Here is a 22393-nt window from a genome sequence, read left to right as displayed (position 1 = left end):
CCGACCTCGGCCTCACGCAGGATGCCGATGATCTGTTCGTCGGTGAATCGCTTCTTCATGGAGCTCTCCTTCCTGTCGAGGGTAGAGAACTCACCAGCCAACTGGCTACACGATCCGTCTCAGGTCAGGCCTGGCCGCGCTGCTGCTGTTGGAAGTCCTACGCCGCTTCGCTGGAGGGGAAGAGCCTGTCGGCCCAGCCATGATGGCCATGGCCGCGCTGAACGCGGCTTTGAACCTAGTGTGCCTCAGACTACTGCGCCGCCATCGCGGGGAAGATGTGAACTTCAAGGCGTCAGCGATCTTTACCAGCAACGACTCCATCGTCAATGGTGCGATTGTGCTGTCCGGGGTGCTGGTGATGGGGTTCGGGTCGAACATCCCGGATCTGGTGCTGGGCGTCATCGTGGCCGCAATCGCAGCGAATGGGGGGCGGGAAATCCTGCGCGAAGCATCGGAAACAGCTCGCCGTAAGGCGGGCACATAAGGCATGTTTTCGCCCAGTTCATCCCGAGGTTTACCTCTGCAAAAGAGGTAGTCCAGCCTTTGGGCTACGGCCTCGGCTGCAGCCGAGCGTACCATTGGCGATGGCCGCGCGATAGGCGGGCATGCCGTTCTCGACCTCCGTCTGCCGTACAGCAGCGGTGCGCAAGGTTGAGGGTGCATGTCGTCTCTCCTGTTCGTGTGGCCCAGGCCAATGGCCGGGCCGGGACGTTGATGGGCAGGAGAATGGCGCCGAAGGCCCAACGGCCTTCGGCTCGGGAGAAAAGAGGAACCACCCGTGGGCTGATTGGCAGGCCCGGTCGTCGCTAGAACCGTCTGCTCATCAAGCAATCACACCCGGCCCATGTCGTGGCTGGGGCCGGCATCGTCTGGCGCACATCCGCGCACAAAGGGAGCCCGTTTTTGCACCGGCGGGCACCGGCTGTCAGCGCCGAAGTAATACTGACCCCTGGCGCCGAGGTAAAACTGACCCCCTGGGCGATGATGGCGGCTTTTGGCCGCCAAGATGTTGACCCAGGAGCAATCATTGGAGATTCGAGTACTGGCCCGTCAGGGCCACGGCATCAAGGCGATCGCGCGAGAGTTGGGCGTGTCGCGCAACACAGTCAGGCGATACCTGCGCGGTGAGGCGACGCCTCCCAGCTACGGCCCGAGGGCTGCGCGGCCACGCAAGCTGGACCCGTACACGCAGTACCTGCGAGATCGCATCGAGGCGGCCCATCCGCACTGGATTCCGGCGACGGTTCTTCTGCGCGAGATCCGTGAACACGGTTACACGGGCGGCATTAGTCAGTTGAAGGCGTTTCTGGCGCCGTTGAAGGTTCGTCCCGCCGAGCCTGTGGTGCGGTTCGAGACCCCACCCGGCAAGCAGATGCAGGCCGACTTCACGACGATACGGCGAGGCCGCCATCCGCTGAAGGCCTTCGTCGCCACGCTGGGCTACAGCCGCGCCACCTTCGTGCTATTTTCCGAGAGAGAAGACAGCCCGGCTTGGCTACGCGGCTTACGTGAAGCATTTGTTTATTTCGGCGGCGTGCCCGAAGAGGTTCTTTTCGACAACGCCGGTACGGTCGTCACCGAACGCGATGCATACGGCCAGGGTCAACATCGCTGGCACCCAGCACTTGCCTCGTTGGCCGATGAGTTTGGCTTTCGTCCCAGGCTGTGTCGACCCTATCGAGCCAGAACCAAGGGCAAGGTCGAACGGTTCAACGGCTATCTGAAGAGCAGCTTCGTCACCCCGTTGGCTGCGACGCTGAAGACGGCCGGCCTGCTCCTCGATGTCGATACGGCCAATGCCCATATCGGCCGCTGGTTGGCAGAGGTGGCGCAGCAACGCATCCACGGCACGACGGGTGAGAAGCCCGAAGTGCGCCTTGCTCACGAGCGACATAGTTTGATGAGCCTGCCCAGGGCGTTCGCTACGCCGCCGGCCGTTACCGTAAAAACTGCAGATACGGTGATTCCGCACGAGAGCCTGCAGCACCCGCTGTCGGTGTACGGCGCCTTACTGGAGCATGCCGCATGAACCTGCAGCACGCACGCATCGCCGAGCTCTGCATCCAGCTCAAGCTCGAGCGCATCGCGGCCGACTGGGCCCACCTCGCACAGCAAAGCGCCGACGAGCAAGCAAGTTTCGCCGATTTCCTGGAGAAGATCCTGAGCGGCGAACACCAGGCAAAACTGGAGCGCAGCCGCTCGACCTTACTGAAGATGGCAACGCTGCCAGCAGTCAAGACGCTGGAGCAATACGACTTCGCCTTCGCCAGCGGCGCACCCCGCGCGCAGATCCAGGAACTGGCCAACCTGGCATTCATCGACCGTGCCGAGAACATCGTCTTGCTCGGACCCTCCGGCGTGGGCAAGAGCCACGTGGCAATTGCCCTGGCATATCGCGCCACCATGGCTGGCGTGAAGACCCGCTTCATCAGTGCCGCCGATCTCATCCTGCAGCTGAACGCGGCACATCGGCAAGGACAGCTCAAGCAGTACTTCAATCGAGCCGTGCTTGGCCCACGTCTGCTCGTCATCGACGAGATCGGCTACCTGCCCTTCGGGCGCGATGAAGCAAATCTGTTCTTCCAGGTGGTCGCCAAGCGCTACGAGCGAGGCAGCATCATCTTGACCAGCAACCTGCCCTTCCCTCAATGGGCCAGCGCCTTCGCCGACGACCAGACGCTCACGGCAGCCATGCTCGACCGCCTTCTGCATCACGCTCACATCGTGCAGATCAGTGGCGAAAGCTATCGGCTCAAGGACAAGCGCAAAGCCGGCAACAGCCCGGCTCGGGCTCGGACTGCTGCCCAATAACCCTTCAACCCCAGGGGGTCAAATTTACTTCGGCGCGAGCGCCGACAAAGGGGTCAGTTTTCAACCGGCGTTGACAACCGGCACCGATTACCGCTGACCACGAAGGGTCTCCCGGTGGCTCGTGCAGCCTGGCAAGCCATCGGGGGACCTTTCGCAGCGGCGGAAGGAATGCAGACGAGGAGAACGCGCGGGGTGCGGTTCGCGGAGAAGCCACCTTCAGGTCCCGCGGCCGGGGACGGCCGGACGGGACGCGCACACGGAGCAAGAAGGCGTTGCGCGCTGGGGCGTCCTGCAGGGCATGCGGCGGAGTGCGGGACAGGGGCCACGCCGCCGAAGGCGGGCACGGCTCACGGGGAACGGGGGCGGTCAGGAGCCTTTGCGGCCGCTACGGCGCGGGCGCGAGGCGCCGCGCTTGGAGCTGCCGGATTCGACTGGCAGCGTGCCTTTGCAGTCCGGGTAGCGGCTGCACGACCAGAACGGGCCGCTCTTGCCGCTGCGCTGGCGCGTGGGTGCGCCGCACTGCGGGCATGCCGGCCCTTGGGGAACCTTGATGGACAGGGAGGCGCTGCCGTACTGCGCAATCAACTGCGAAATCCACGCGGCCTGCTTGCCGATGAACACATCCAGGGTGAGTTGTCCGCCCTCGATCATGTCCAGCGCCTGTTCCCAGACGGCGGTGGTGCCGGGGTCGGCAATCGCCGCAGGCACGGCATCGATCAAAGTGAAAGCCGCATCCGAGGCGCGGATGGCGCGCCCCTTCTTCACGAGGTAGCCGCGAGCGATCAGGCCGCCGATGATGTTGGCCCGCGTCGCTTCGGTGCCGATGCCAACCGTATCCTTGAGCTTCTGCTTCAGGCGCGGGTCGGTCACGAAACGCGCAACGCCCTTCATCGCCTTGACCAGTTCGCCCTGGGTATAGGGCTTAGGCGGCATCGTCTTGAGGGCCTTGATGTCGGCCCCGGCGATCTGGCATGCCATCCCGTCACGCAGCGCAGGCAGCACCTGGCTGCGCGCGGCACCATCGCCGTCCTCGTCCGCTTGCGGTTCGGCCAGCAGCAGGCGCCAGCCCTTGGCGACGACTTGCTTGCCCGTGGCCACCAGCTTCTGCTGGCCGCAGAAAAGCTCGGCCACGGTACGGTCGAACTCGTGATGAGGGAGGAACTGGGCCAGGTAATGCGCCCGGATCAGCCGGTACACCGCCTGTTCCTTCTCGCTCATGGCGGACAGGTTCGCCGGTTCGAGCGTCGGGATGATGCCGTGGTGCGCCGTGACCTTGCCATCGTTCCAGGCGCGCGAGCGCTGCGAGCGGTCGAGCTGGCCCATGATCGAGCGCAGCGAGGGATCGGTCTTGAGCAGGCTGTCGAGAACGGTGGGCACTTCGGCAAACATGCTCTCGGGCAGGTAGCCGGAGTCCGAGCGGGGGTACGTCGTGGCCTTGTGCGTCTCGTACAGGGCTTGGGCAATCTCCAAGGTTTCCTGCACGTCCAGCCCAAGCTGCTTGGAACACACTTCCTGCAAGGTGCCCAGGTCGAACGGCAGCGGCGGGCCTTCGCGGACACGCTCAGTCTCCACCGACACGACGTGGGCACTGCCCGCAGCGCGGATCTGCTGCATGGTCTGCTGTGCGACCGGCTGCCGCAGGCAGCGGCCTGCGTCGTCGGTGCACGCATCGGGTGGAACCCATTGCGCGGCGAAAGTCGAACCGCCTGCGAACAGGGACACGGCGATGGCCCAGTATGGTACGGACACGAAGCGCGCGATCTCGCGGTCGCGGTCCACAACGAGCTTGAGCGTCGGGGTCTGTACGCGGCCGACCGACAGCACGCCGTCGTAACCCGCCTGTCGCCCCAGCACCGTGAACAGCCGGCTCAGGTTCATGCCCACGAGCCAATCCGCACGGGAGCGCGCCAGCGCCGAGTGGTACATCGAAAGCGTCTCGGCCGAAGGCCGCAGCTTGCCCAGTGCCGCCCGAATGGACGCATCGTTGAGCGCCGACAGCCACAGGCGTTCGATGGGGCCGCGGTAGCCGCAAAGCTCCACGATCTCGCGGGCGATCAATTCGCCCTCGCGGTCGGCATCGGTGGCGATAACCAGGTGAGTCGCCTTCGCCAAGAGCGCCTTGACGACCTTGAATTGCGTGGCGGTCTTCGGTTTGACCTCGACCCGCCAGTGCTGGGGAATGATGGGCAACTGCTCAACGGACCATCGTTTGAGCTGCTCGTCGTAGGCCTCGGGCGGCGCCGCCTCCACGAGATGGCCGATGCACCAGGTGACCGTGACGCCGGAACCGTTGAGGCAGCCTTCACCGCGCTGCGTGGCGCCGAGAATCCGGCCAATGTCTTTGCCCTGGGAGGGCTTCTCGCACAAGAACAGCCGCATATCCGTCCATCCCGATTCCTGTTGTTCATGGAGTTGCTGGGATCGAGGATGCCGAGCGCAGCCCCTGGCAGCAGCAAACAAGCCGCATGCGGCAGCGACCGCTTTCACGCCGATGAAATGGCGAGTGCGGGGAAGGTGCGTGGCCGGAAGTGTGCGGGCCGAGAGCCGCGATTTCCGGGAGCGCGCGTGGAACTCGGTGGACGTTGGTGGAGCTATCCCCTGGGGATAATTCGCAGCGCATGGAGGGCGGCGAAGCACTGCGGCAGCCGCCCTCCATGCCCGATCACTTCCTGCGCTTGGTCTCTTTCGGCGCCGTCGATTCCTGGGTGGCCTGGGGCTTCGGCTCTGCCTCCTGTGGCTTCGGGCTGAGGGCCACAGACTCGATGCGGTACGGCAGGATGCCGACACTGCGCGCGTTGACCTGCCAAGTCTCACGCGGCTGATCTTCGTTGTCCGTCCAGGGGTCGCGCTCCATGCGGCCGACGACCAGCACCCGCATGCCCTTCTGGTAGAGCTGCTGCCAGCGGTCGGCGTCGTGGTGCCAGAGTTCCACCGGCGCCCAGAAGCCGCCGCGGTCCTCGAACTCGCCGCCCTTGGTGGGGACGGGGTTGTCGAAGTACACGTTCAGCCGGAGCAACCGGCGAGGATCGTCGTTGCCATTGGGGAATTCGCGGTACTCGGGAGGCGATCCGATGTTGCCCTCGCCGATGAATTGTGTGCTCATGTTGGAATCTCCGTGGTGGTTGAAATACCCGTGCCTCGTTGGGCTCGGGCGCGTGCTCGGATGGCAGGCGCAATCACCGATCGCGCACTGCGGCAGGAACGGACGCGAGCCGGCGCAGGTAGGTGTTGTCCGCCTGCGCGGCCTTGCTGGCGCATTCCTGTGCTTGCCTGCCCAGGGTGTGCAGCAGGCTGATCTGCATGTTCAGCATGACGCGCTGCAGTTCGATCTCGTGCAGGTCGTGCAGCAGGTTGACCGGCGTGCTGGGGCTCGCCATCAGCTCCTGCCACAACGCCACGCCCATGGCCGATCGGTCGTGCTTGCGCCAGCGTAGAAAGGTCGTGCCTGCGCCAGTGGTCTGCTGGGCCAGCTCGACGGGAAGCAGGTGGAAGGGATGCCCGCACGCCTGTGGCAGCACCTGTCGCTGCGCCAGAGCAATCAACTCGTCGCGCATGGCGAAGCACTGGCTGGCCCAGGCCTCGAAGTCCCCTTTACCTTTAAAAGGCTTTAAAAGGCCTTTTAGAGAGGCCGCGTGTTCCAGCCTCATGAAGGCTGGCTGTTCCAGACGACGGAAATAGCGCGGTTCGCGGTTCGGGTCGCTCATGCCGGTTCGTCCTCGCCGGCGGCTGTGGACTTGGCCTCGGCCGGATCGGCGGCAGTGCCTTCGTCGCTGGGAGGGGCGGCTGCGGCAGAACTCTCACCGCGCTGTTGCAGACCACGGCGCACGACGGGCGGCGCAAACTTCGAGCGGCGCGTGCCTTCGAGCACCTCCTGCGGCAGTTCACCGAACTTCTCCAGCGCCGCCCGCGCTGCGGCGTTCTTCGCCGCGAAGTCGTCGCGGGTGCAGCCCGAGTAGCGGTATTGCTGGGCCAGGCTGAACAGGCTGCGCAGCGCGTGGGCACCTTCGTTGAGCCAGCGCTCCAACGTCGAGCGATCGATCAGCGCGGTGTGATGGGCGAGGATGAGCTTGCGGGCGATGTCGTCGTAATCGGCCAGGAGATAGACGGCGGCAAAGCCCAACTGCGCATTGACGAACAGCGGAAGCTTGACGGGCTGCACGTTGAGGTTCTCGCCCAGGGTCAACGCGGCGGGCACGCCGGCCAGGGCCTGGTCCACCTGGTCGCGCAGCGTCTGCAGCGTGGTCCTGGTCTGGTCGAGCTTGTCTTCGATGCGAAGCATCCACCAGTCGCTGTATGGGTCGTCCTGCTCCGAGCCGCGCTTCATCTTGTTCATGACGGCGATGTAGCCGTTCAGGCCGACGATGCCCGGTCGCCCCTCGGCGGCGGCGCGGCCATGCCAGATGCGCGAGGCGTGGTGGGTGTGCAGCGTCAGCGACATCGCGCTGCGCAGGGAGCCGAGGTTGAGTTGCAATGGTTCGTTGCTGGTTGCCATGGTGATCGCTCGCTGGTGGACAGGGAGCCGCCAGCATCCGCATGCAGCGGAAGGCAGTCAGTCAACAAACCGAAATGAGCCGACCCCCGGTTCTGTGCGCGCTGGCGGCGCAGCGCGCAACGGTCCCCTGGGGACCGCTCCGCAGATGGGCACTCACATCGGCGTTCCCGTCCTCGGTTGTTGACGGTATGCGTGCTGCACCGCACGTCGCGCTGCCGTTCGACACGATCCTTCGCCGCGCAGCCGTCCCCAGGGGACCGTTCCGTTGAGCGCCATGGAGGTCTGCTTCATGGTCTTGCATGCGCTCTACTCAGGTTTTGCGCAGCATGTCGCGCCGTCGCCCGGCGCTTCACCGCACAGCCGTCCCCAGGGGACCGTTTCTGCCGACCGCCATGGAGATCTACTTCACGGCTTTGACAAGCCCTGTGCTCAGGATTTGCGCAGCAGATCGCGCAGGCGCTCGATGTGCTGCCGGGCCACCTCGGGCGGCACGACGTTGCGCGGCGGCTCGGTTGGTGGCGCTCGCGCCGCCGATGGTGTTGGCGGTGCCGGGCCGGTCTGCTTGGCCCAGGCATTGAACTCGCCGCGCATGGCGCGCTGGATGATGCCGAACAGATAACCGGCGGGGTTGCGGATGCCATGCTTGCCGCACCGTGCGGCCCATTCGTCCAGCACGGCCTGCCGCAGGGCAGCGTCCACCTGCTGCAACGCCATCTTGGCTCCGGCCTGCTGTTCCGCCTTCAGTTCCGCGAAGCGCTTGGGCCATTGCAGGTCGCCCAGCGCACGCGCCTGCGCGGTAGTACGTACTTCATCAATACGACTACTACGTACTGTACGGTCCTGCTTCGGATTCCGAAGAGCGCCGTCTGGCGCGGGTTTCGGCCCTGCTTCGGATTCCGAAGATGGGCGATCGCCATTCCGAAGAAGGCTTGTGAGCCCTTCTTCGGAATCGTGGACCGCATCCTCCTGTGGATAACTTTCGGAGGCGGTGATGCCCTGGTCGGCCAGGCGCTCGGCGAGCACTTGCAGCCGCGACGGCAAGGTGCGTCCGGACAGCATCGGGTCGTCCGCGATCTCCTGGAGGGTGTTGAGTCCCACCACCTGGACGGCCTTGGCCGAATGCCCCAGCGACTGGCTGACCAGGGCCAGGTAGTCGGCGTCGAGTTGCATCGCCTCGAACGGCGTCAGCGGTTCGTCGTGCAGGACGTAGAGGTTGCCGAGGATGCGACCGGTCTTGGGGTCGCGCCGTCGTCGCACGAGGCTCAGCCAGCGCGTCAGGCGCAGCAGCGTCAGCGCCCGCGCCACGGTCTCATGGGAGGCCTGGCCTGCGCAGGGCATCGACGCCAGCCAGGGGCGCAACTGCTCATAGGTGGGAAATGCCGTGACGCCATCGTCGTTGAGCATCAATCGGAACACCTGCCAGGCGTTGCGCTCCAGCGGTGTCAGGCGGCGGTCGAGGAACAGCCGCCGCGGCACGCTCTCGTGCCGATTGCCACTGAACAGGAAGGCGTCGCCGGACGTAGGAGGCGTGGGCGTTGGAGCAGGCAGGGACGCGGGAGCGCCAGAGCTGGACTTGGGCGCGAGGTCCTTCAGCGCAGCGTCGAACAGGTCGGCGAGTGCGATGGGGCCAGGGCGCTGGGCTCGTGGGGCGGTGTCGTCCACGGCCATGGCCTAGCCCAATCCCTGATCGACCCAGTTCCTGATCGCGGCCCAGACCACCGAGAGCGGCAGCGACATGCCCTCGGCCAGGTCCATGGCCGCATCGAGAATCGAGGTCTCGTCCTCCAGATCGACGTTCCTGCTGCTGGTCACGGCTTTCCATTGCCGCCACAGTTCGGTGTCCTGGGTCTCGTCCAGGACGGGGTGGCGCCCCTTGCGCTTGGGCAGGCCGAGGATCTCCCGCCGCAGGGCGACTTCCTGATGGGTCAGGCCATAGAAGCGGCTGACCATCTCCGTGCTGGCCCCCAGCCGCAGCATGCGATCGACCGTGGCGATTTCCTTCTCCACGTCCTGTGCCTGGTTGAGCAGGCGCTGCAGCACTTCGCGGTTGACCGTGACCGAGCACCACGAGACGCTGGCGTTGGCCAGCACGCTGATCAGCGCGGGGTGCTTGAGCGCATCCAGCTCGGCCTCGCCGAAGCCCATGGCCTTGCAGCGGCGCAGTTGGCCGTTGCGAAGGTCATACAGCGCCTGGGCAATCACGGCCTGGTTGAGCGGATGCGATGTGGACATGCGGCCTCCCTCGCTCACGTCCCGGGCGCCGTGGTGCCGGCTTCCAGGTCCAGCAGACGCCGGGCGAGGCGCAGCAGCCGAAAGAGCTTGACCAACGCCGTGTCGCTCAAGCGCCTTGCGCCGCTGCCATGGCCTTGGCTCTGGCCGTGCAACAGGGTCGGCAGGTCGGCGGCGAGCTGCGCGCCGTCCAGGCCCGCTTCGGCGACGGGCTGACCCGTCAGGGAAGTGAGCAGCGTCAGCACCGCGCGGCCGAGCGGCGACGGGGCTTGGCCGCGGGCGCGGCACGCAAACCCGATGCCATCGGCGCGATCCTCGATGCACTCGTCCAGGCCTGCCTCCCCGGCGATCTCGCGCGCGAACTGCGCGATGTGGATGCGCAGCCGATCGGGCGTGTCCAGGCCGGCGTCGATGTACCAGACGTCGGAGATCGGATAGAGTCCGCCGGCTTGCACCGGGATGGACTGCAGCACGCTCGCCGAGAAGTCGGGCGGCAGCGCATCGCCCAACTGGTCGGCGACCATGCGCTGGATCGATTGGAGCCGTTCTGTCGTCGGTGCTGGCGAGACGATGTGCTCGCGAAGCAGATCGCCCGGTGCGGCCGGCTGGCTTCCCGTGGCCGCTTCGCCAACCGCCGTGTCGTCGTGGCGCAAGGTGGGCTCGGACGCCGGAGGGCTGGCGGGTGGAGGACCGGCCGCCGCTGCAGGCGTGGCGATGGACGATGCTGCGCCCGGCGGAGTCGGCGTGCCGGCGGTGGGCGAAGGCAACGCCGGCTGCGCCGCAGGTGGCGTCGGGTCACTGACCAGCGCCCGGTGGCGGCTTTCCGATTCGGTCAGGTCCAGCGCCAGCACGTCGTAGCCGATGCCCAGCAGCTCGGACATCTGGCCGATCAGCTCGTCTTGCACGCGCTGCGGCGCGAACTCGTCGCCCTGCGTGTCGAACTGCGCCAGCACCTCCTGAAAGAAACTGTCGAAGTCCAGCGGCAGCGAACGGTCCTTGGCGTAGTGCTCCCAGGTGCGTTTGCAGGCCGTGCGCATGACCGACAGCCGCTCGACCTGGTGGCGCCCCAGGCCGCCATAGAGCACAGTGGGAATGGCGGGCAGCAGGTAGCGCACCGCGTCGGCCATGCGGGTGATGTGCGACCGCTGGACGGGGAAGCCATCGGCCGCCAGGCGGCGGGCCAGTTCCGACTGGCTCAGGGCGGCGCCGCTCTCCTGCTCGTAGAACTCCCGTGCTTTCTCGACGCCGAGCGCGCGCTCGATGAACGTGAGGCCGCCGCGCAGTTCGTTCTCGGCAAGATGCCCGGTCAGCGCGACGATTTCACCGCGCTCCGGCCATGGTCGGAACAGGCACGATATGCGGAAGAAGCGTTCTTCCTTGGTCTCCGACCAGAGTTCGCGCAGGATCGCCAGTCGCGTGTTGCCGCCGTTGCGGATGATGTAGTGGTCCTCGCCGGGCCTGCGCGTGATGGCCGGCGCCGCGTCCAGGCCGCGCTCGCGGATGGATGCCTTGATTTCCTCGTAAGCCGGGTTGCGCTTCATGCGCGGGTCATGGTCGTAGGGCCGCAACTGGTCCAGCGTCACGACCATGGGCGTGTCCGCGATCGGGTCGCTCAAGGCCGTAGCCGCTGGGCCGCTGCGCTCGAAGCCGGCCGCGAGCAGCTTGCCTGCCATGTCCTGCGAGGTCATGTCAGCCATGGCCGCACCCCTCGCAGTCCCCACGACCGCCGGCCGGCGCCATGCGGGCCTCTCGCTCGGCGCGGCGGATCTGCGCACGGGCGTTCAATTCGGCCCGGTGGTCACTCGCTGTCGAACTCGTGTAGATCGCCGCGCAGCCGGCCTTGGTGAACTTGAGGTGCCCGCCCGGCGTGCGCTTGACGTGCCAGCCCTCACCGACCGCGAACTCGATCAGGGCGCGCAGCCGCTTGTGGCCGCGGGCCAGCTCATGTGCGTTCGCCATGGGGCCTCCCAGGATCAAGAGGTCGCTGCGGGCGGCCGGATACTTGAGCCAGTCGGTCCTGCCATTGCGGGAACAACTCGCTGGCGAGCGCGCGCATCGTGTCGAGCGCGGCAGGGGCGACTCTGCCGGGCGGCTGGCGGTGCTCGACCCGATGCACTGGCAGGCCGCGCGTTGCGGCGCGTGGATACGCTTCTATGGCCGGCACGTCGGTGGCGAGCACGCGGATGCCGGCGCTGTCCTGGAACAGGTCGCGCAGGGCCTGCTGGATCAGCCGTGCGTTGGCGGACACCGGGTGGACGCGGTTGATGAGCAAGTGCAGCGGCGGCGGTTCGATACCCAGGTGCCGGTACGGCGCAATGTCTTCGAGCAACTGCATGGTGCCGCGCCGCAGCTCGCGTGCCGCGAGGATCTCCGGCGTGACGGGCGACAGCGCGAGATCGGAGGCGAGCACCGCCATCTCCAGCAGCACGGAACGCGCGCCCTGGGTGTCGATCAGCACCAGGTCGTAGAGGGGAGCAAGTGCTGGCAGCAGATGCCGCAACCGCAGGCGGCCATCCGGCGCATGCAGCAACAACGTGTTCAGCTCGCCCCGGTGGTCGTCGGACAGCACCAGGTCCAGGCCCGCGATGATCGTGCGGGACACGAGCTGGCCAAGGTCGCGCTCGTTGAAGGCCAACAGCTCATAGATGCCGCCCGGCGCGCGCTGGGTCAGTTCGTAGTAGGAGGACAAGGTGGGCTGCACGTCGAGATCGAGCAGCAGCACGCGCAGGCCCGCGTCCGCGGCGAGCCCGCCCAGGTTGGCGGCCGTCGTGGTCTTGCCGACGCCGCCCTTCGTTGAAATGATGGACACGACCTGCATGGCGCTCTCCGGCTGGGAATGGGAAGTCCGCGGGAGAGCGGGTCAGGTCCGGTGGTTGAGGCGCTCGGCGATCCACTGGTCGATTTCGATCGAATCCCAGCCGACAGCGCGCACGCCCAGGCGCAGCGCCTGAGGGAACTGGCGCTTCTTCATCAGGTTGTAGATGTGGGCGCGTTTGAGGCCGGACTTCGCTTCGACTTCATCGAGCCGCAGGATGCGGCGCTCGTTCGGCGGGAGTACAGGGGTCTGCGACATGGCGGTCACTCCTGAACGCTCGGTGGCGTTTGTTGGCGTGACCTCTATTCAATAGACCTGGCTGCGGAAAGACATTGCAAATGCAATCTCCGCGATTGCACATACAAGCTGGATAACCTCATGCGCTTGCGCTACGAACGTACCTCTTAGCGTTGGCGAACTTTCCGTTTAAGGTGCGCTCAGTGATGCCCATGGTGCCGCCGTAGTGGGCGACCAATGCAGAGACAAGGGCCTCCTGCGTTTTGAAGCTGGAATAGGGCACGCCTGAAGGCGACTGGCTCAGCATCAGCGTCAACATCCCTCCAATGATGTTGAGATAGGTCGTTTCCGCCCGTTCGCTGATCTCGCATTGCTTGGATGCCAACAGCACCGAGGATTGCTTGAGTAGCGTGTCGTGCTGCTCCTGCAGTTCTCGCATCTCACGTCGGGCTTGTTCAAGCGCGGCCTGAAGGGCCAGCCGCTCCACGAGGATCGCCTGTCCTGTTTCCATGGTGATGAAAGGATGCGCCATGCGTTCGCCACGGCTGAACAGAAATCCTGGCCGGTGCTCGGGATAGTGGGTGCGCATCCAGCGTTTTAGATCGACATGGCGAACAGTCAGATCCAGAGAATTGAGCAGGTTCGGATCATTGAGCGTGATCCCGTTCTTGCCGTAGGGCAGCTCTCCGTTGAGGATGCCGTCATAGATACGTTCCGAGTGCAGCCGGCACTCATTCCATCGAGGGCAGTTCAGCGACCGAGGCAGGACACGCGGTGACGCGATCGTGGCCAGGATCATCGGGAGATACCGCAGCAACCCAGCCCATCGGATGGCCGCCTCGATGGGACGATAGAACACCTTTGATGTTGAAATGTCCTTGTGCATGTCTTCGTCTCCTTTCGGGTGCGCTACATCACCGGCTCCTTTCTTGCCCAAGGGCTGTTGTGTCGTTATGGCCTGCGACGGACGCTTGAGGCGATGCCCTAAGCGAAGGCGGAGGAGGCCATTGGCGTCCGCCGCAGGTGGCCTTGTCTTGCTTGATATGCAAGAATCGATCAGTTGCCGGCCCATCGAGCGATGAGGACGCAAGCTCGATATTGGCGCTCACGGTACCAGCGTCATAGGTGGCGCAAAGCCCATCAAGACCGATTTGGTATGGTCTGATATCCAGACGGTTCAAGACCAGCGAGTTGAAGCGTTCGACGCCCCTACGTCCAGTTGGGGACTGGAAATCAGCGGTTAGTGATGCATCGCTCCACATGCTGATATATCGACAAAGTATCTGCCGCAGTACCAGTGACCCTGCCAGGTTGCCCCAGCACATAGGAGACGGAGATGGCTGAACATTCCCATGAACATCAACATCACACATCCGGTCAGATGGGTAAGCACGGCCGACCATACGCCAAGTTCTGGGTGAACATGGTGTTGGGCCTCGTCGTCATGTACTTCGTAATGTTCAGCATGATCGACGGCGCCAGGGACTTCAGAAACAATCTCAACATGCTCTACATGGCGGTCACTATGTGGGCGCCAATGGGCATCTTCATGCTAGCGACAATGCCCGGCATGTTTCCAAACCGGCGGCTCAATCTCGTGCTGTACGGCTTGTTTGCCGTTCTCACACTCGGTTCTTTTGTCGCTACCCGTGCTCAAACCGGAATCGGCGATCGACAGTTCATCGCGTCTATGGTCCCGCACCATTCGGGAGCGATCCTCATGTGCCGCGAGGCGCAGCTCTCAGATCCGGAACTCGTCAACCTATGCCAAGCGATTTCCGATGGCCAGCGCGCGGAGATCGAGCAGATGAACCGGATTGCTGCACGCCTTCGTTGAGGCTGGCTGCCACTACACTGGCGCCGCGTTGCGCTCCGGCGAAGTTAGCCGCAGCGATGTAAAGATGAGTACTTGCGGTGTTCCGATGCCGGCGGTTGTGTCCTACAGCCGTCCAGGTGCCAGGTAGTCCACGCGACACCACCCCGCGCTGCCTGCGGAGCGAGCGCAAGTCATGATCGTCGCAAGTTGGAGTTCGATAGCGAACCCGCTCAGCAGCTGGACGCATCAGGCGTAACGACGGGTGGATGGATCATCCTTGGACGCTGGTGGAAGTGGTTGGATGAACTTTGTTGCCGAGGGCGAAAAACAAGGCTATAATTGAGTTCTTCGCTGATCACCACAGTGGAGAAAGTGATTGGGAAACAGAGACTTAGCGCTCTAGTGCATGACTCGTCTCCCGCTCCAGTCCGAAAGGGAAGCAGCGCTTCCCTTTTTAGTTTGCGATGCTGCCGCATCGGTCTCCGGCACCCGGAAGCGACAGCGGCTACAATCCAGCATCCAGGTCACCCGGCGGGGTGGCAGAGTGGTTATGCAGCGGCCTGCAAAGCCGTGTACGCCGGTTCGATTCCGACCCCCGCCTCCATCGATTCCTCCCTGCTGTCGCCACCGAGCGCCGTTCCAGGCTCCGGTTTATTCCTGCACGATGTATTTCTTGCGCCTTTTCGCGGCTTTAACGCGTGGCGCGCGTGATACATTACGTCTATCGCACTCGTCGTCGCCGCTGCTGGACCATGCCGGCAACGTGCCTGGGCCTCGCGCCCCGGGCGCCGCTGCCGGTGGCGACGATTCCCATTCGGTTTCATTTCCGCAGACTGTCCGCCCGGGCGGTGCCGGCATCAGGCTCCGTCGATGGCGGCGTGTCCGCGTCGGATCGGGACCGGATCGCCGTTCGACTTCCCGGCGCTACGTCGGCCATCAGAAGGAAACCACCGCGCATGCATCACGCTACTCCGCTCATCAGCACCATCGTCGGCGGCATTGTCCTGGCCTTTGTCCTCGGTGCGTTGGCGGGGCGATTGCGGTTGCCGCCGTTGATCGGCTACCTGTGCGCGGGCGTGGTGGTCGGACCGCATACGCCGGGCTACACCGCCGACCAGGCGCTGGCGCCGGAACTGGCCGAGCTGGGCGTGATCCTGCTGATGTTCGGCGTCGGCCTGCATTTCTCGATCCGCGACCTGATGGCGGTGCGCAAGATCGCGATTCCCGGCGCGGTCGCGCAGATCGGCATCGCGACGCTGCTCGGCATGGGCGTCGCCTGGGGCTTCGGCTGGAGCTGGGGGCAGGGTCTGGTCTACGGACTGGCGCTGTCGGTGGCCAGTACCGTGGTGCTGCTGAAGGCCTTGCAGGATCGCGACCTGGTCGACAGCGAGCAGGGCCGCATTGCGGTCGGCTGGCTGGTGGTCGAGGATCTGGCGATGGTGCTGGCGCTGGTGCTGCTGCCGGCGCTGTCGGGCCTGCTGGTGCCGGCCGGCAGCGGCGGGGAAGCGCCGGACGCCAGCGTCACCGACATCCTGCTGACGGTATCGCTGACGCTGGGCAAGGTCGCGGCCTTCGTCGCCGTGATGCTCGTGATCGGGCGCCGTTTCATTCCGTGGATGCTCGAGCGGATCGTGTGGACCGGCAGCCGCGAACTGTTCCGCCTCGGCGTGCTGGCGACGGCGCTGGGCGTGGCCTTCGGCGCCTATTCGCTGTTCGGCGTCTCGTTCGCGCTCGGCGCCTTCTTCGCCGGCATGGTGCTGGCCGAGTCCGAGTTCAGCCATCGCGCCGCCGAGGAATCGCTGCCGCTGCGGGACGCCTTCGCGGTGCTGTTCTTCGTCTCGGTCGGCATGCTGTTCGACCCGATGGTGCTGGTGCGCGACCCCTGGGGCGTGCTGGCGACAGTATCGATCATCGTCGTCGGCAAGTCGCTGGCGGCGCTCGGCATCGTGCGGATGTTCGGCTATTCGAACCGGACCGGCATGACGATTGCCGCCAGCCTGGCGCAGATCGGCGAGTTCTCGTTCATTCTGGCGAGCCTCGGCGTCTTCCTGCAGATCCTGCCGGAGCGCGCGCAGAGCCTGATCCTCGCCGGCGCCTTGCTGTCGATCGTGCTCAATCCGCTGCTGTTCCGCTGGCTGGACCGCTACGTGGCGCGCCAGAGCGAGGCCGGCGAGGCGCAGGCGGCCTGACCGTCCAATCCGGGGCCGCGGCCCCGGATTGCGCTCTCATCCTTCCTGCTGTTCCAGTTCTTCCAGTTCCAGCTGCGGTGCGGTCTGGCGCAGGTATTCGGTAAAGGCCAGCAGGCCCTGGGTCGGATACTTGTCCTGGTGGACGACCAGGTGCCAGGGCCGCACCAGCCGCGGCAGGCCACGGCGCAGGGCCACCAGCGTGCCGCGTTCCAGCTCGTCGCGCACCACATGCAGCGACAGGCAGCTGACGCCAAAGCCGCTCATCACCGCGCGCTTGATCGCTTCGGCGTTGCCCAGTTCGAGCGCGAAGCGCAGCGGTCCGAGCAGCGGGGCGAGCCGCTGCTCGACAATCTCGCGCGTCCCCGAGCCGCGCTCCCGTACCAGCCAGTCCGCCTCCCGCAACGCGTCCAGATCGCCGTCGGCCCGCGCCAGCGGATGCCCGGCACCCACGACCACCACCATCTCGTCGTCGCACCAGTGCACGCTGCTCAGCTCGGGCTCGTGGCAGGTCCCTTCGATCAGGCCGATATCGGCATCGAGCCGCAACAGGTCCTGCAGCACGTCGTGGGTGTTGCCGATGCGCAGGTCCAGCGCGCAGGGCTGTTGCTGGGCCTGACGGAAGCCGGTCAGCAGCGCGGGCAGCAGATAGCTGCCGATGGTGTTGCTGGCGGCAATCCGCAACTGCACGCCGGCGTCGGCGGCGAAGCGTTCCAGTTCGTGCGCCTGGTCCAGCAGCGACAGCGCGCGCGGGAAGAACTGGCGGCCGGTCTCGTTGATCGTCAACCGCTTGGCGACGCGGTCGAACAGGCGCCGGTCCAGCGCGCGCTCCAGGTCGGCCAGCGCGGCGCTGACCGCGGACTGCGACATCGCCACGGCCTCGGCGGCGGCGGTCGTGCTGCCGTGCTGCACGACGGCGACGAAGACGGCGAGCTGACGCAGCGTCAGCCGCAAGGGGCGATGTTGCATATCTATAAACCAGGTAATAAATAACGATATTACCTGTTTTACAGATGAAGATGCGGTAGTTACGCTGGCGTCATTCCTACACGCCCGTGTCGTCCCTGCGCCATGCCGACCACTTCGATTCCAGCCGCTGCCCCCGCCGCCGCCCCAGCCCCGTCCATTCCCTGGCGCTACCGACTGCTGACGCTGGCGCCGCTGGGTGCGATTGCGTGGCTCGCGCTGATCCTGTCCGGACTGCCGGCGCTGTCGCAACTCGGTGTCAGCCCGCTGATGCTGGCGATGTGCGCCGGCATGGTCGCCTGCAATACCTTGCCGCGGCACTGGCTGGCGCCGCTGGCGCCCGGCATGCAGCTGGCCAGGCAGACGCTGCTGCGGCTGGGTGTGGCGCTGTACGGCCTGCGGCTGACCTTCGGCTCGATCGAGGCGCTGGGCGTGGGCGGGGTCGTGGCGCCGCTGCTGATGCTGGCGGCGACGCTGTGCGTCGGCGTCTGGATCGGCACCCGCTGGCTGGGCCTGACGCGCCGGGAAGCCGTCGTGGTCAGCGCGGGCAGCGCCGTGTGCGGCGCGGCGGCGGCGATTGCGGTCGCCTCGATCGCGCGTACCGATGACCGGCAGACCGCGGTCGCGGTGGCGACCGTGGTGCTGTTCGGCACTGTCGGCATGCTGCTGTATCCCTATCTGTACGAGCTGGTGACCAACGTCTGGCACTGGCAGGTCGGCGAGCGCGCGTTCGGCATCTATACCGGTGCCACGCTGCACGAGGTCGCCCAGGTGATCGTCGCCGGCAAGGCGGTGGGCGAGACGGCCGGCGATGCCGCCGTGCTGGCCAAGATGGTTCGTGTGCTGGCGCTCGGTCCGCTGCTGCTGGTGCTGGCGCTGTGGCCGCGTGCCGACGACCGTGCGCAAGGCACGGATGCCGGCCGCCGCGGCATCGACTGGGCCCGGATCCGCGCCGCGGTGCCCTGGTTCGCGCTTGGCTTCGTCGCCGTGCTGGCGATCAACTCCTTCGGCCTGGTGCCGGGCGAATGGAAGCCGGCACTGGTCGCCTTCGACAACTGGCTGCTGGCCTGCGCGATGCTGGCGATCGGCCTGCATACCCGGATCGGCGACCTGCTGCGCGCGGGCCGCAAGCCGATGCTGCTGGCGGCGCTGCTGTTCGTATTCCTGGTTGGCGCCGGCGCGCTGCTGTGCGCTGTGCTTCTCTGAGGGGACGGGTAGAACGGAAGGAGGGGGCTGGCGGCGTGGGTGGTGCGGCCGACGGGACTCGAACCCGTAAGCCCGGAAAGGCGGCAGATTTTAAGCCAGAGCATGGCTTCCGCACCGGGACACCTATGGGGTTGGATGGGGCTTGCTGTAGCAGGTTTCCCAGCTAATCAATGCCTTCCATCATATCCCGGTGCGCGATGCAATCCGCCCCGGTTCCCTTTCGCTTGGCTCCTAGCCGGCCCCTGGAATCGGGGCCTTTCAGGAGCACCCTCATGGCGAAAATCAAACTCACCAAGTCCGTCGTTGACACGGCACAGGCGCGAACCTGCGACGTGGAACTCCGAGACACGCTCGTTCCAGGCTTCTTGTGCAAGGTTACACCAACCGGGCGCAAGGTATTCATGCTTCAGTACCGCACGAACTCCGGCGTGCGGCGCAAGCCATCGCTCGGCCAGTTCGGCGAGCTGACGGTCGAACAGGCCCGGTCGCTGGCGCAAGACTGGCTGGCCGAAGTCCGGCGCGGCGGCGACCCCGGACTGGACAAGGCGGATGCCCGCAAGGCCCCAACGGTCAAGGAGCTGTGCGGTCGGTTCATGGATGACCACTCCAAGCCGCACAACAAGCCGAGCACCCAGGCCGGCTATCAGTACCAGATCGACACCTTCGTCATTCCGGCCTTCGGCACCAAGAAGGTTCACGAAGTCACGCGCAACGACATTACCGCGCTGATGAAGCGCATGGAGAAGTCGCCCACCCAGGCCAATCGGGTGCTGTCGCTCGTGCGCAAGATGTTCAATCTGGCCGAGCTGTGGGGCTACCGGCCGGACGGCTCCAACCCGTGCCGCCATGTGCCCAAGTACCCGGAGAAAGGCTCGACCCGGCTCATTACCGATGACCAGATGGTCAAGCTGTTCGCCTATCTGGACAAGGCCGAGGCCGAGAACTTGGAGCATCCCATCCTCTTGCTGGCCGTCCGACTGCAATTCGAGTTCGCCGCGCGCATGTCGGAAATCCTGCTGTTGCAGTGGGATTGGCTCGACCTGCCCAATGGCCGGGTGGTCTGGCCGGACAGCAAGACCGGCGATATGTCCAAGCCCTTGAGCGAGGAAGCCAAGCGGCGGCTGACGAGCGCCCCCCGCTATGGCGATTCGCCCTATGTCTGCCCGGCGATCATCGACCACCGCCAGCCCCTCAGCCCCCACACCTACTATCAGGGGTGGCGGCGCATCCTCAGCAATGCCGGCGTGCCGAAGGTCGGCACCCACGGCATTCGCCATCGCTCCGCGACCGACATTGCCAATTCAGGCGTCCCGGTCAAGGTCGGCATGGCGCTGACAGCGCACAAGACCGTGGCGATGTTCATGCGCTACGTCCACACCGAGGACGATCCGGTGCGCCAAGCCGCCGAACTGGTGGCGACCCGTCGGCAGACCATCACCGGGAAGCGGCAACCGCAGCCGCAGGAGGCCATGGCATGAGCGCCCGGACGCCCAAGGCCGCCAAAGACGCCGCCCTGCCTGCCGGCTACGCCGGCATCCACGGCGGCATCGTGGAACTGCTGGACGCCGCGCGCCAGGCGGCGGCGCGCAGCGTCAATGCGCTGATGACGGCCAGCTATTGGGAAATCGGCCGCCGCATCGTGGAGGCCGAGCAACAGGGCAAGCGGCGCGCGGGCTATGGCGAGCAGTTGATCGCCCGGCTGTCCGCCGACCTGACCGCGCGCTTCGGGCGCGGTTTCAGCCCGGACAATCTGGAGAACATGCGGCGGTTCTTCGCCGCCTACCCCCGGCCTATGATTTCCGAGGCACTGTCTCGGAAATCGGGCGACGAGCTGCCTGCCGAGATTTCCGAGACAGTGTCTCGGAAATTCGCCCTGGCCGAGCTGGCGCAGGTGTTCCCGCTGCCGTGGTCGGCCTACGTGCGGCTGCTGGCGGTCAAGGATGACCACGCCCGCCGGTTCTACGAGGCTGAGGCGCTGCGTGGCGGCTGGAGCGTGCGCCAGCTTGACCGGCAGATCGGCAGCCAGTTCTACGAGCGCACGGCCTTGTCCAAGGACAAGGCGGCGATGCTGGTCAAGGGCGCAGCGCCGAGGCCCGAGGATGCCGTCAGGCCCGACGACGCCATCAAAGACCCCTACGTGCTGGAGTTCCTGAACCTCAAAGACGAGTATTCCGAATCCGATTTGGAGGCCGCCTTGATCCAGCGGCTGGAGGATTTTCTGCTGGAGCTGGGCGAAGGGTTCACCTTCGTCGGGCGGCAGCGGCGCTTGCGCATCGACCAGACTTGGTATCGGGTGGATCTTCTGTTTTTCCACCGACGGCTGCGCTGCCTGGTCATCATCGACTTGAAGCTGGGCAGCCTGTCCCATGCCGACGTGGGCCAGATGCTCATGTATTGCAACTACGCCAAGGAGCATTGGGCCTATGCCGATGAAAACCCGCCTGTGGGTTTGATCCTGTGCGCCGACAAGGGCCATGCGCTGGCGCGGTATGCGCTGGAAGGCTTGCCGTCGAAGGTGATGGCGGCGAACTACCGTACCGTGCTGCCGGATGCCGAGCTGTTGCAGAAGGAATTGGAGACTACGCGGCGCTTGCTGGAATCGCGCACGCCGAAGCAGCCCAAGAAACTCCCGCAGTAACCGGGCGTCCCGGCGTTCCGCCGTCGAGTTCGCGGGCTGCGCCCCACGCCTCGTTCCGAGTCGCGGCCATTCGGCTTTGACCCCTGACGCCTTCGGCCCTTGCGGGCCTGCGCGCTCCGCTTGCCCCAAAAGCCGAGGGTGTGCAGTGGGCGGGGTGTAGGCGGTCTTGCTGTTCCCTTCACCGTATCACGGCGTTCTCGCCGTCAAGGGCGGCGCGCGCCATGCGCGCTTGCGTCCTGGCGGCCGTCTGCGACCCCTGACTGCTTGCGCTGCGCCGTGCTGGCGACGGTTCCGGGCAATTCCGCCCGAGCAACCGGAGCACGATCATGTCGCAACTCTCCCTCTCTCTCGATACCCCGTTGATGGTGCGCGATGGCCGTGGGCGCTATCGGCCGGCGGATGCCGACCAGATTCTGGAAGCTGCGCGCCAGGTCATCGACCAGAAGATGCAGCGCGGTGCATCGTTCAGTTCGCCAGCGGCGGTCAAGGACTACCTGCGCGCCAAGCTGGCTGGCTTCGAGCACGAAGTCTTTGCCGTCCTGTTTCTCGATACGCGCCATCGGCTGATCGACTACGTGGAGATGTTTCACGGCACGATCGACGCCGCCGAGGTGCATCCGCGCGAGGTGGTGAAGCAGGCGCTGCGGCTCAATGCGGCGGCGGTCATCGTTTCGCACAACCATCCGAGTGGGAACCCCGAGCCGAGCGCGGCCGACAGAGCGATGACCGCGCAGCTTCGGCAGGCGCTGGCGCTGGTGGACGTTCGCACGCTGGATCACATCATCGTTGCGGGGACTCGCACCACGTCATTCGCCGAGTGCGGCCTGATTTGACCATTGGGGGCTTCGGCCCCCTTTTTGCTGCGCCCGATGGCGCAACTCCGGCCCTCGCGGGCCTGCGCGTGCTGCGCACTTGCCCAAGGCCGGGTGTGTGGAGGTGGGAGGGAGGCGGTCTTGCTGTTCCCTTCATCGTGCCACGGCGTTCTCGCCGTCAAGGG

20 protein-coding genes, 1 tRNA gene and 1 pseudogene are annotated in these 22393 nt (G+C 65.7%); 10 read left to right on the top strand and 12 right to left on the bottom strand.

What is annotated here, in order from left to right:
• Window positions 1-127: 127 nt before the first annotated feature.
• The 3 genes and pseudogenes from F7Q96_RS25170 to istB form a co-directional block, all read left to right on the top strand.
• Window positions 128-484: pseudogene (locus tag F7Q96_RS25170) on the top strand (cation transporter); the annotation flags it as partial.
• 522 nt (window positions 485-1006) lie between these two features.
• A complete protein-coding gene (gene istA, locus F7Q96_RS25160; RefSeq protein ID WP_053299169.1) occupies window positions 1007-2029 on the top strand; it encodes an IS21 family transposase in 1023 nt (340 codons plus the stop codon).
• Window positions 2026-2811 carry an IS21-like element helper ATPase IstB gene (gene istB, locus F7Q96_RS25155; RefSeq protein WP_006397377.1) on the top strand — a complete coding sequence of 262 codons (786 nt, stop codon included), beginning with the start codon at window positions 2026-2028 and terminating at the stop codon, window positions 2809-2811. Before istA ends, istB begins: the two co-directional genes overlap by 4 nt.
• Before the next feature lie 366 nt (window positions 2812-3177).
• On the opposite strand, the gene F7Q96_RS25150 is transcribed toward istB, so the two are convergent.
• The 11 genes from F7Q96_RS25150 to F7Q96_RS25100 form a co-directional block, all read right to left on the bottom strand.
• Entirely contained in the window at window positions 3178-5190 is a 2013-nt protein-coding gene (locus F7Q96_RS25150; RefSeq protein ID WP_151023496.1) for a DNA topoisomerase III, read from the bottom strand.
• Window positions 5191-5473: 283 nt separating this feature from the next.
• Entirely contained in the window at window positions 5474-5914 is a 441-nt protein-coding gene (locus F7Q96_RS25145; RefSeq protein WP_003098976.1) for a single-stranded DNA-binding protein, read from the bottom strand.
• 73 nt (window positions 5915-5987) lie between these two features.
• Window positions 5988-6515, bottom strand: coding sequence for a DUF3158 family protein (locus F7Q96_RS25140; RefSeq protein WP_003098978.1), 528 nt, complete (start codon window positions 6513-6515; stop codon window positions 5988-5990).
• Window positions 6512-7303, bottom strand: coding sequence for a PFL_4669 family integrating conjugative element protein (locus F7Q96_RS25135; RefSeq protein WP_046803447.1), 792 nt, complete (start codon window positions 7301-7303; stop codon window positions 6512-6514). Before F7Q96_RS25135 ends, F7Q96_RS25140 begins: the two co-directional genes overlap by 4 nt.
• Before the next feature lie 429 nt (window positions 7304-7732).
• Window positions 7733-8971 (bottom strand): STY4528 family pathogenicity island replication protein, encoded by a 1239-nt coding sequence (locus tag F7Q96_RS25130; RefSeq protein ID WP_151023494.1) that lies wholly within the window; start codon window positions 8969-8971, stop codon window positions 7733-7735.
• 3 nt (window positions 8972-8974) lie between these two features.
• Window positions 8975-9535, bottom strand: a complete 561-nt coding sequence (locus F7Q96_RS25125) for a DUF2857 domain-containing protein (RefSeq protein ID WP_003090097.1) — start codon at window positions 9533-9535, stop codon at window positions 8975-8977.
• A gap of 14 nt (window positions 9536-9549) precedes the next feature.
• Window positions 9550-11229 carry a ParB family protein gene (locus tag F7Q96_RS25120; RefSeq protein WP_004350508.1) on the bottom strand — a complete coding sequence of 560 codons (1680 nt, stop codon included), beginning with the start codon at window positions 11227-11229 and terminating at the stop codon, window positions 9550-9552.
• The gene (locus tag F7Q96_RS25115; protein WP_003050422.1) at window positions 11222-11491 is read right to left on the bottom strand and encodes a hypothetical protein; all 270 of its coding nucleotides are present in this window, start codon (window positions 11489-11491) and stop codon (window positions 11222-11224) included. The genes F7Q96_RS25120 and F7Q96_RS25115 overlap by 8 nt, the downstream gene beginning before the upstream one ends.
• The gene (locus F7Q96_RS25110) at window positions 11475-12350 is read right to left on the bottom strand and encodes a ParA family protein (protein ID WP_003098988.1); all 876 of its coding nucleotides are present in this window, start codon (window positions 12348-12350) and stop codon (window positions 11475-11477) included. Before F7Q96_RS25110 ends, F7Q96_RS25115 begins: the two co-directional genes overlap by 17 nt.
• Window positions 12351-12392: 42 nt before the next feature.
• Window positions 12393-12605, bottom strand: a complete 213-nt coding sequence (locus F7Q96_RS25105) for an AlpA family transcriptional regulator (protein ID WP_057390684.1) — start codon at window positions 12603-12605, stop codon at window positions 12393-12395.
• Window positions 12606-12723: 118 nt separating this feature from the next.
• Complete coding sequence (locus F7Q96_RS25100; RefSeq protein WP_003098991.1) at window positions 12724-13470, bottom strand: hypothetical protein; 747 nt, start codon at window positions 13468-13470, stop codon at window positions 12724-12726.
• A gap of 450 nt (window positions 13471-13920) precedes the next feature.
• On the opposite strand from F7Q96_RS25100, the gene F7Q96_RS25095 reads away from it, so the two are divergent.
• The 3 genes from F7Q96_RS25095 to ybaL all read left to right on the top strand — a co-directional run bounded on the left by F7Q96_RS25095 (window position 13921) and on the right by ybaL (window position 16589).
• Window positions 13921-14421 carry a DUF305 domain-containing protein gene (locus F7Q96_RS25095; RefSeq protein ID WP_151023492.1) on the top strand — a complete coding sequence of 167 codons (501 nt, stop codon included), beginning with the start codon at window positions 13921-13923 and terminating at the stop codon, window positions 14419-14421.
• Between the two features lie 509 nt (window positions 14422-14930).
• Window positions 14931-15004, top strand: a tRNA-Cys gene (locus F7Q96_RS25090).
• 352 nt (window positions 15005-15356) lie between these two features.
• Window positions 15357-16589, top strand: a complete 1233-nt coding sequence (gene ybaL, locus F7Q96_RS25085) for a cation:proton antiporter domain-containing protein (RefSeq protein ID WP_082371504.1) — start codon at window positions 15357-15359, stop codon at window positions 16587-16589.
• 36 nt (window positions 16590-16625) lie between these two features.
• On the opposite strand, the gene F7Q96_RS25080 is transcribed toward ybaL, so the two are convergent.
• A complete protein-coding gene (locus F7Q96_RS25080; protein WP_053822152.1) occupies window positions 16626-17555 on the bottom strand; it encodes a LysR family transcriptional regulator in 930 nt (309 codons plus the stop codon).
• A gap of 102 nt (window positions 17556-17657) precedes the next feature.
• On the opposite strand from F7Q96_RS25080, the gene F7Q96_RS25075 reads away from it, so the two are divergent.
• From F7Q96_RS25075 to radC, 4 genes are all read left to right on the top strand, one after another.
• A complete protein-coding gene (locus tag F7Q96_RS25075) occupies window positions 17658-18758 on the top strand; it encodes a YeiH family protein (RefSeq protein ID WP_053822151.1) in 1101 nt (366 codons plus the stop codon).
• 272 nt (window positions 18759-19030) lie between these two features.
• Entirely contained in the window at window positions 19031-20236 is a 1206-nt protein-coding gene (locus F7Q96_RS25070) for a tyrosine-type recombinase/integrase (RefSeq protein WP_003139038.1), read from the top strand.
• On the top strand, window positions 20233-21396 hold the full coding sequence (locus F7Q96_RS25065) for a PDDEXK nuclease domain-containing protein (protein ID WP_003139037.1): 1164 nt from the start codon (window positions 20233-20235) through the stop codon (window positions 21394-21396). Before F7Q96_RS25070 ends, F7Q96_RS25065 begins: the two co-directional genes overlap by 4 nt.
• A gap of 326 nt (window positions 21397-21722) precedes the next feature.
• Window positions 21723-22229, top strand: coding sequence for a RadC family protein (gene radC / locus F7Q96_RS25055; RefSeq protein ID WP_003139036.1), 507 nt, complete (start codon window positions 21723-21725; stop codon window positions 22227-22229).
• Window positions 22230-22393: the final 164 nt, after the last annotated feature.

Origin of the sequence: Cupriavidus gilardii (assembly GCF_008801915.1) — a bacterium.
Taxonomy (GTDB): domain Bacteria; phylum Pseudomonadota; class Gammaproteobacteria; order Burkholderiales; family Burkholderiaceae; genus Cupriavidus; species Cupriavidus gilardii.
This window is presented reverse-complemented; position numbering and strand designations above follow the sequence as displayed.

Coding starts and splice junctions, on each gene's coding strand:
- istA (WP_053299169.1), top strand. CDS start 1,007: ATGTTGACCCAGGAGCAATCATTGGAGATTCGAGTACTGGCCCGTCAG.
- istB (WP_006397377.1), top strand. CDS start 2,026: ATGAACCTGCAGCACGCACGCATCGCCGAGCTCTGCATCCAGCTCAAG.
- F7Q96_RS25150 (WP_151023496.1), bottom strand. CDS start 5,190: ATGCGGCTGTTCTTGTGCGAGAAGCCCTCCCAGGGCAAAGACATTGGC.
- F7Q96_RS25145 (WP_003098976.1), bottom strand. CDS start 5,914: ATGAGCACACAATTCATCGGCGAGGGCAACATCGGATCGCCTCCCGAG.
- F7Q96_RS25140 (WP_003098978.1), bottom strand. CDS start 6,515: ATGAGCGACCCGAACCGCGAACCGCGCTATTTCCGTCGTCTGGAACAG.
- F7Q96_RS25135 (WP_046803447.1), bottom strand. CDS start 7,303: ATGGCAACCAGCAACGAACCATTGCAACTCAACCTCGGCTCCCTGCGC.
- F7Q96_RS25130 (WP_151023494.1), bottom strand. CDS start 8,971: ATGGCCGTGGACGACACCGCCCCACGAGCCCAGCGCCCTGGCCCCATC.
- F7Q96_RS25125 (WP_003090097.1), bottom strand. CDS start 9,535: ATGTCCACATCGCATCCGCTCAACCAGGCCGTGATTGCCCAGGCGCTG.
- F7Q96_RS25120 (WP_004350508.1), bottom strand. CDS start 11,229: ATGGCTGACATGACCTCGCAGGACATGGCAGGCAAGCTGCTCGCGGCC.
- F7Q96_RS25115 (WP_003050422.1), bottom strand. CDS start 11,491: ATGGCGAACGCACATGAGCTGGCCCGCGGCCACAAGCGGCTGCGCGCC.
- F7Q96_RS25110 (WP_003098988.1), bottom strand. CDS start 12,350: ATGCAGGTCGTGTCCATCATTTCAACGAAGGGCGGCGTCGGCAAGACC.
- F7Q96_RS25105 (WP_057390684.1), bottom strand. CDS start 12,605: ATGTCGCAGACCCCTGTACTCCCGCCGAACGAGCGCCGCATCCTGCGG.
- F7Q96_RS25100 (WP_003098991.1), bottom strand. CDS start 13,470: ATGCACAAGGACATTTCAACATCAAAGGTGTTCTATCGTCCCATCGAG.
- F7Q96_RS25095 (WP_151023492.1), top strand. CDS start 13,921: ATGGCTGAACATTCCCATGAACATCAACATCACACATCCGGTCAGATG.
- ybaL (WP_082371504.1), top strand. CDS start 15,357: ATGCATCACGCTACTCCGCTCATCAGCACCATCGTCGGCGGCATTGTC.
- F7Q96_RS25080 (WP_053822152.1), bottom strand. CDS start 17,555: ATGCAACATCGCCCCTTGCGGCTGACGCTGCGTCAGCTCGCCGTCTTC.
- F7Q96_RS25075 (WP_053822151.1), top strand. CDS start 17,658: ATGCCGACCACTTCGATTCCAGCCGCTGCCCCCGCCGCCGCCCCAGCC.
- F7Q96_RS25070 (WP_003139038.1), top strand. CDS start 19,031: ATGGCGAAAATCAAACTCACCAAGTCCGTCGTTGACACGGCACAGGCG.
- F7Q96_RS25065 (WP_003139037.1), top strand. CDS start 20,233: ATGAGCGCCCGGACGCCCAAGGCCGCCAAAGACGCCGCCCTGCCTGCC.
- radC (WP_003139036.1), top strand. CDS start 21,723: ATGTCGCAACTCTCCCTCTCTCTCGATACCCCGTTGATGGTGCGCGAT.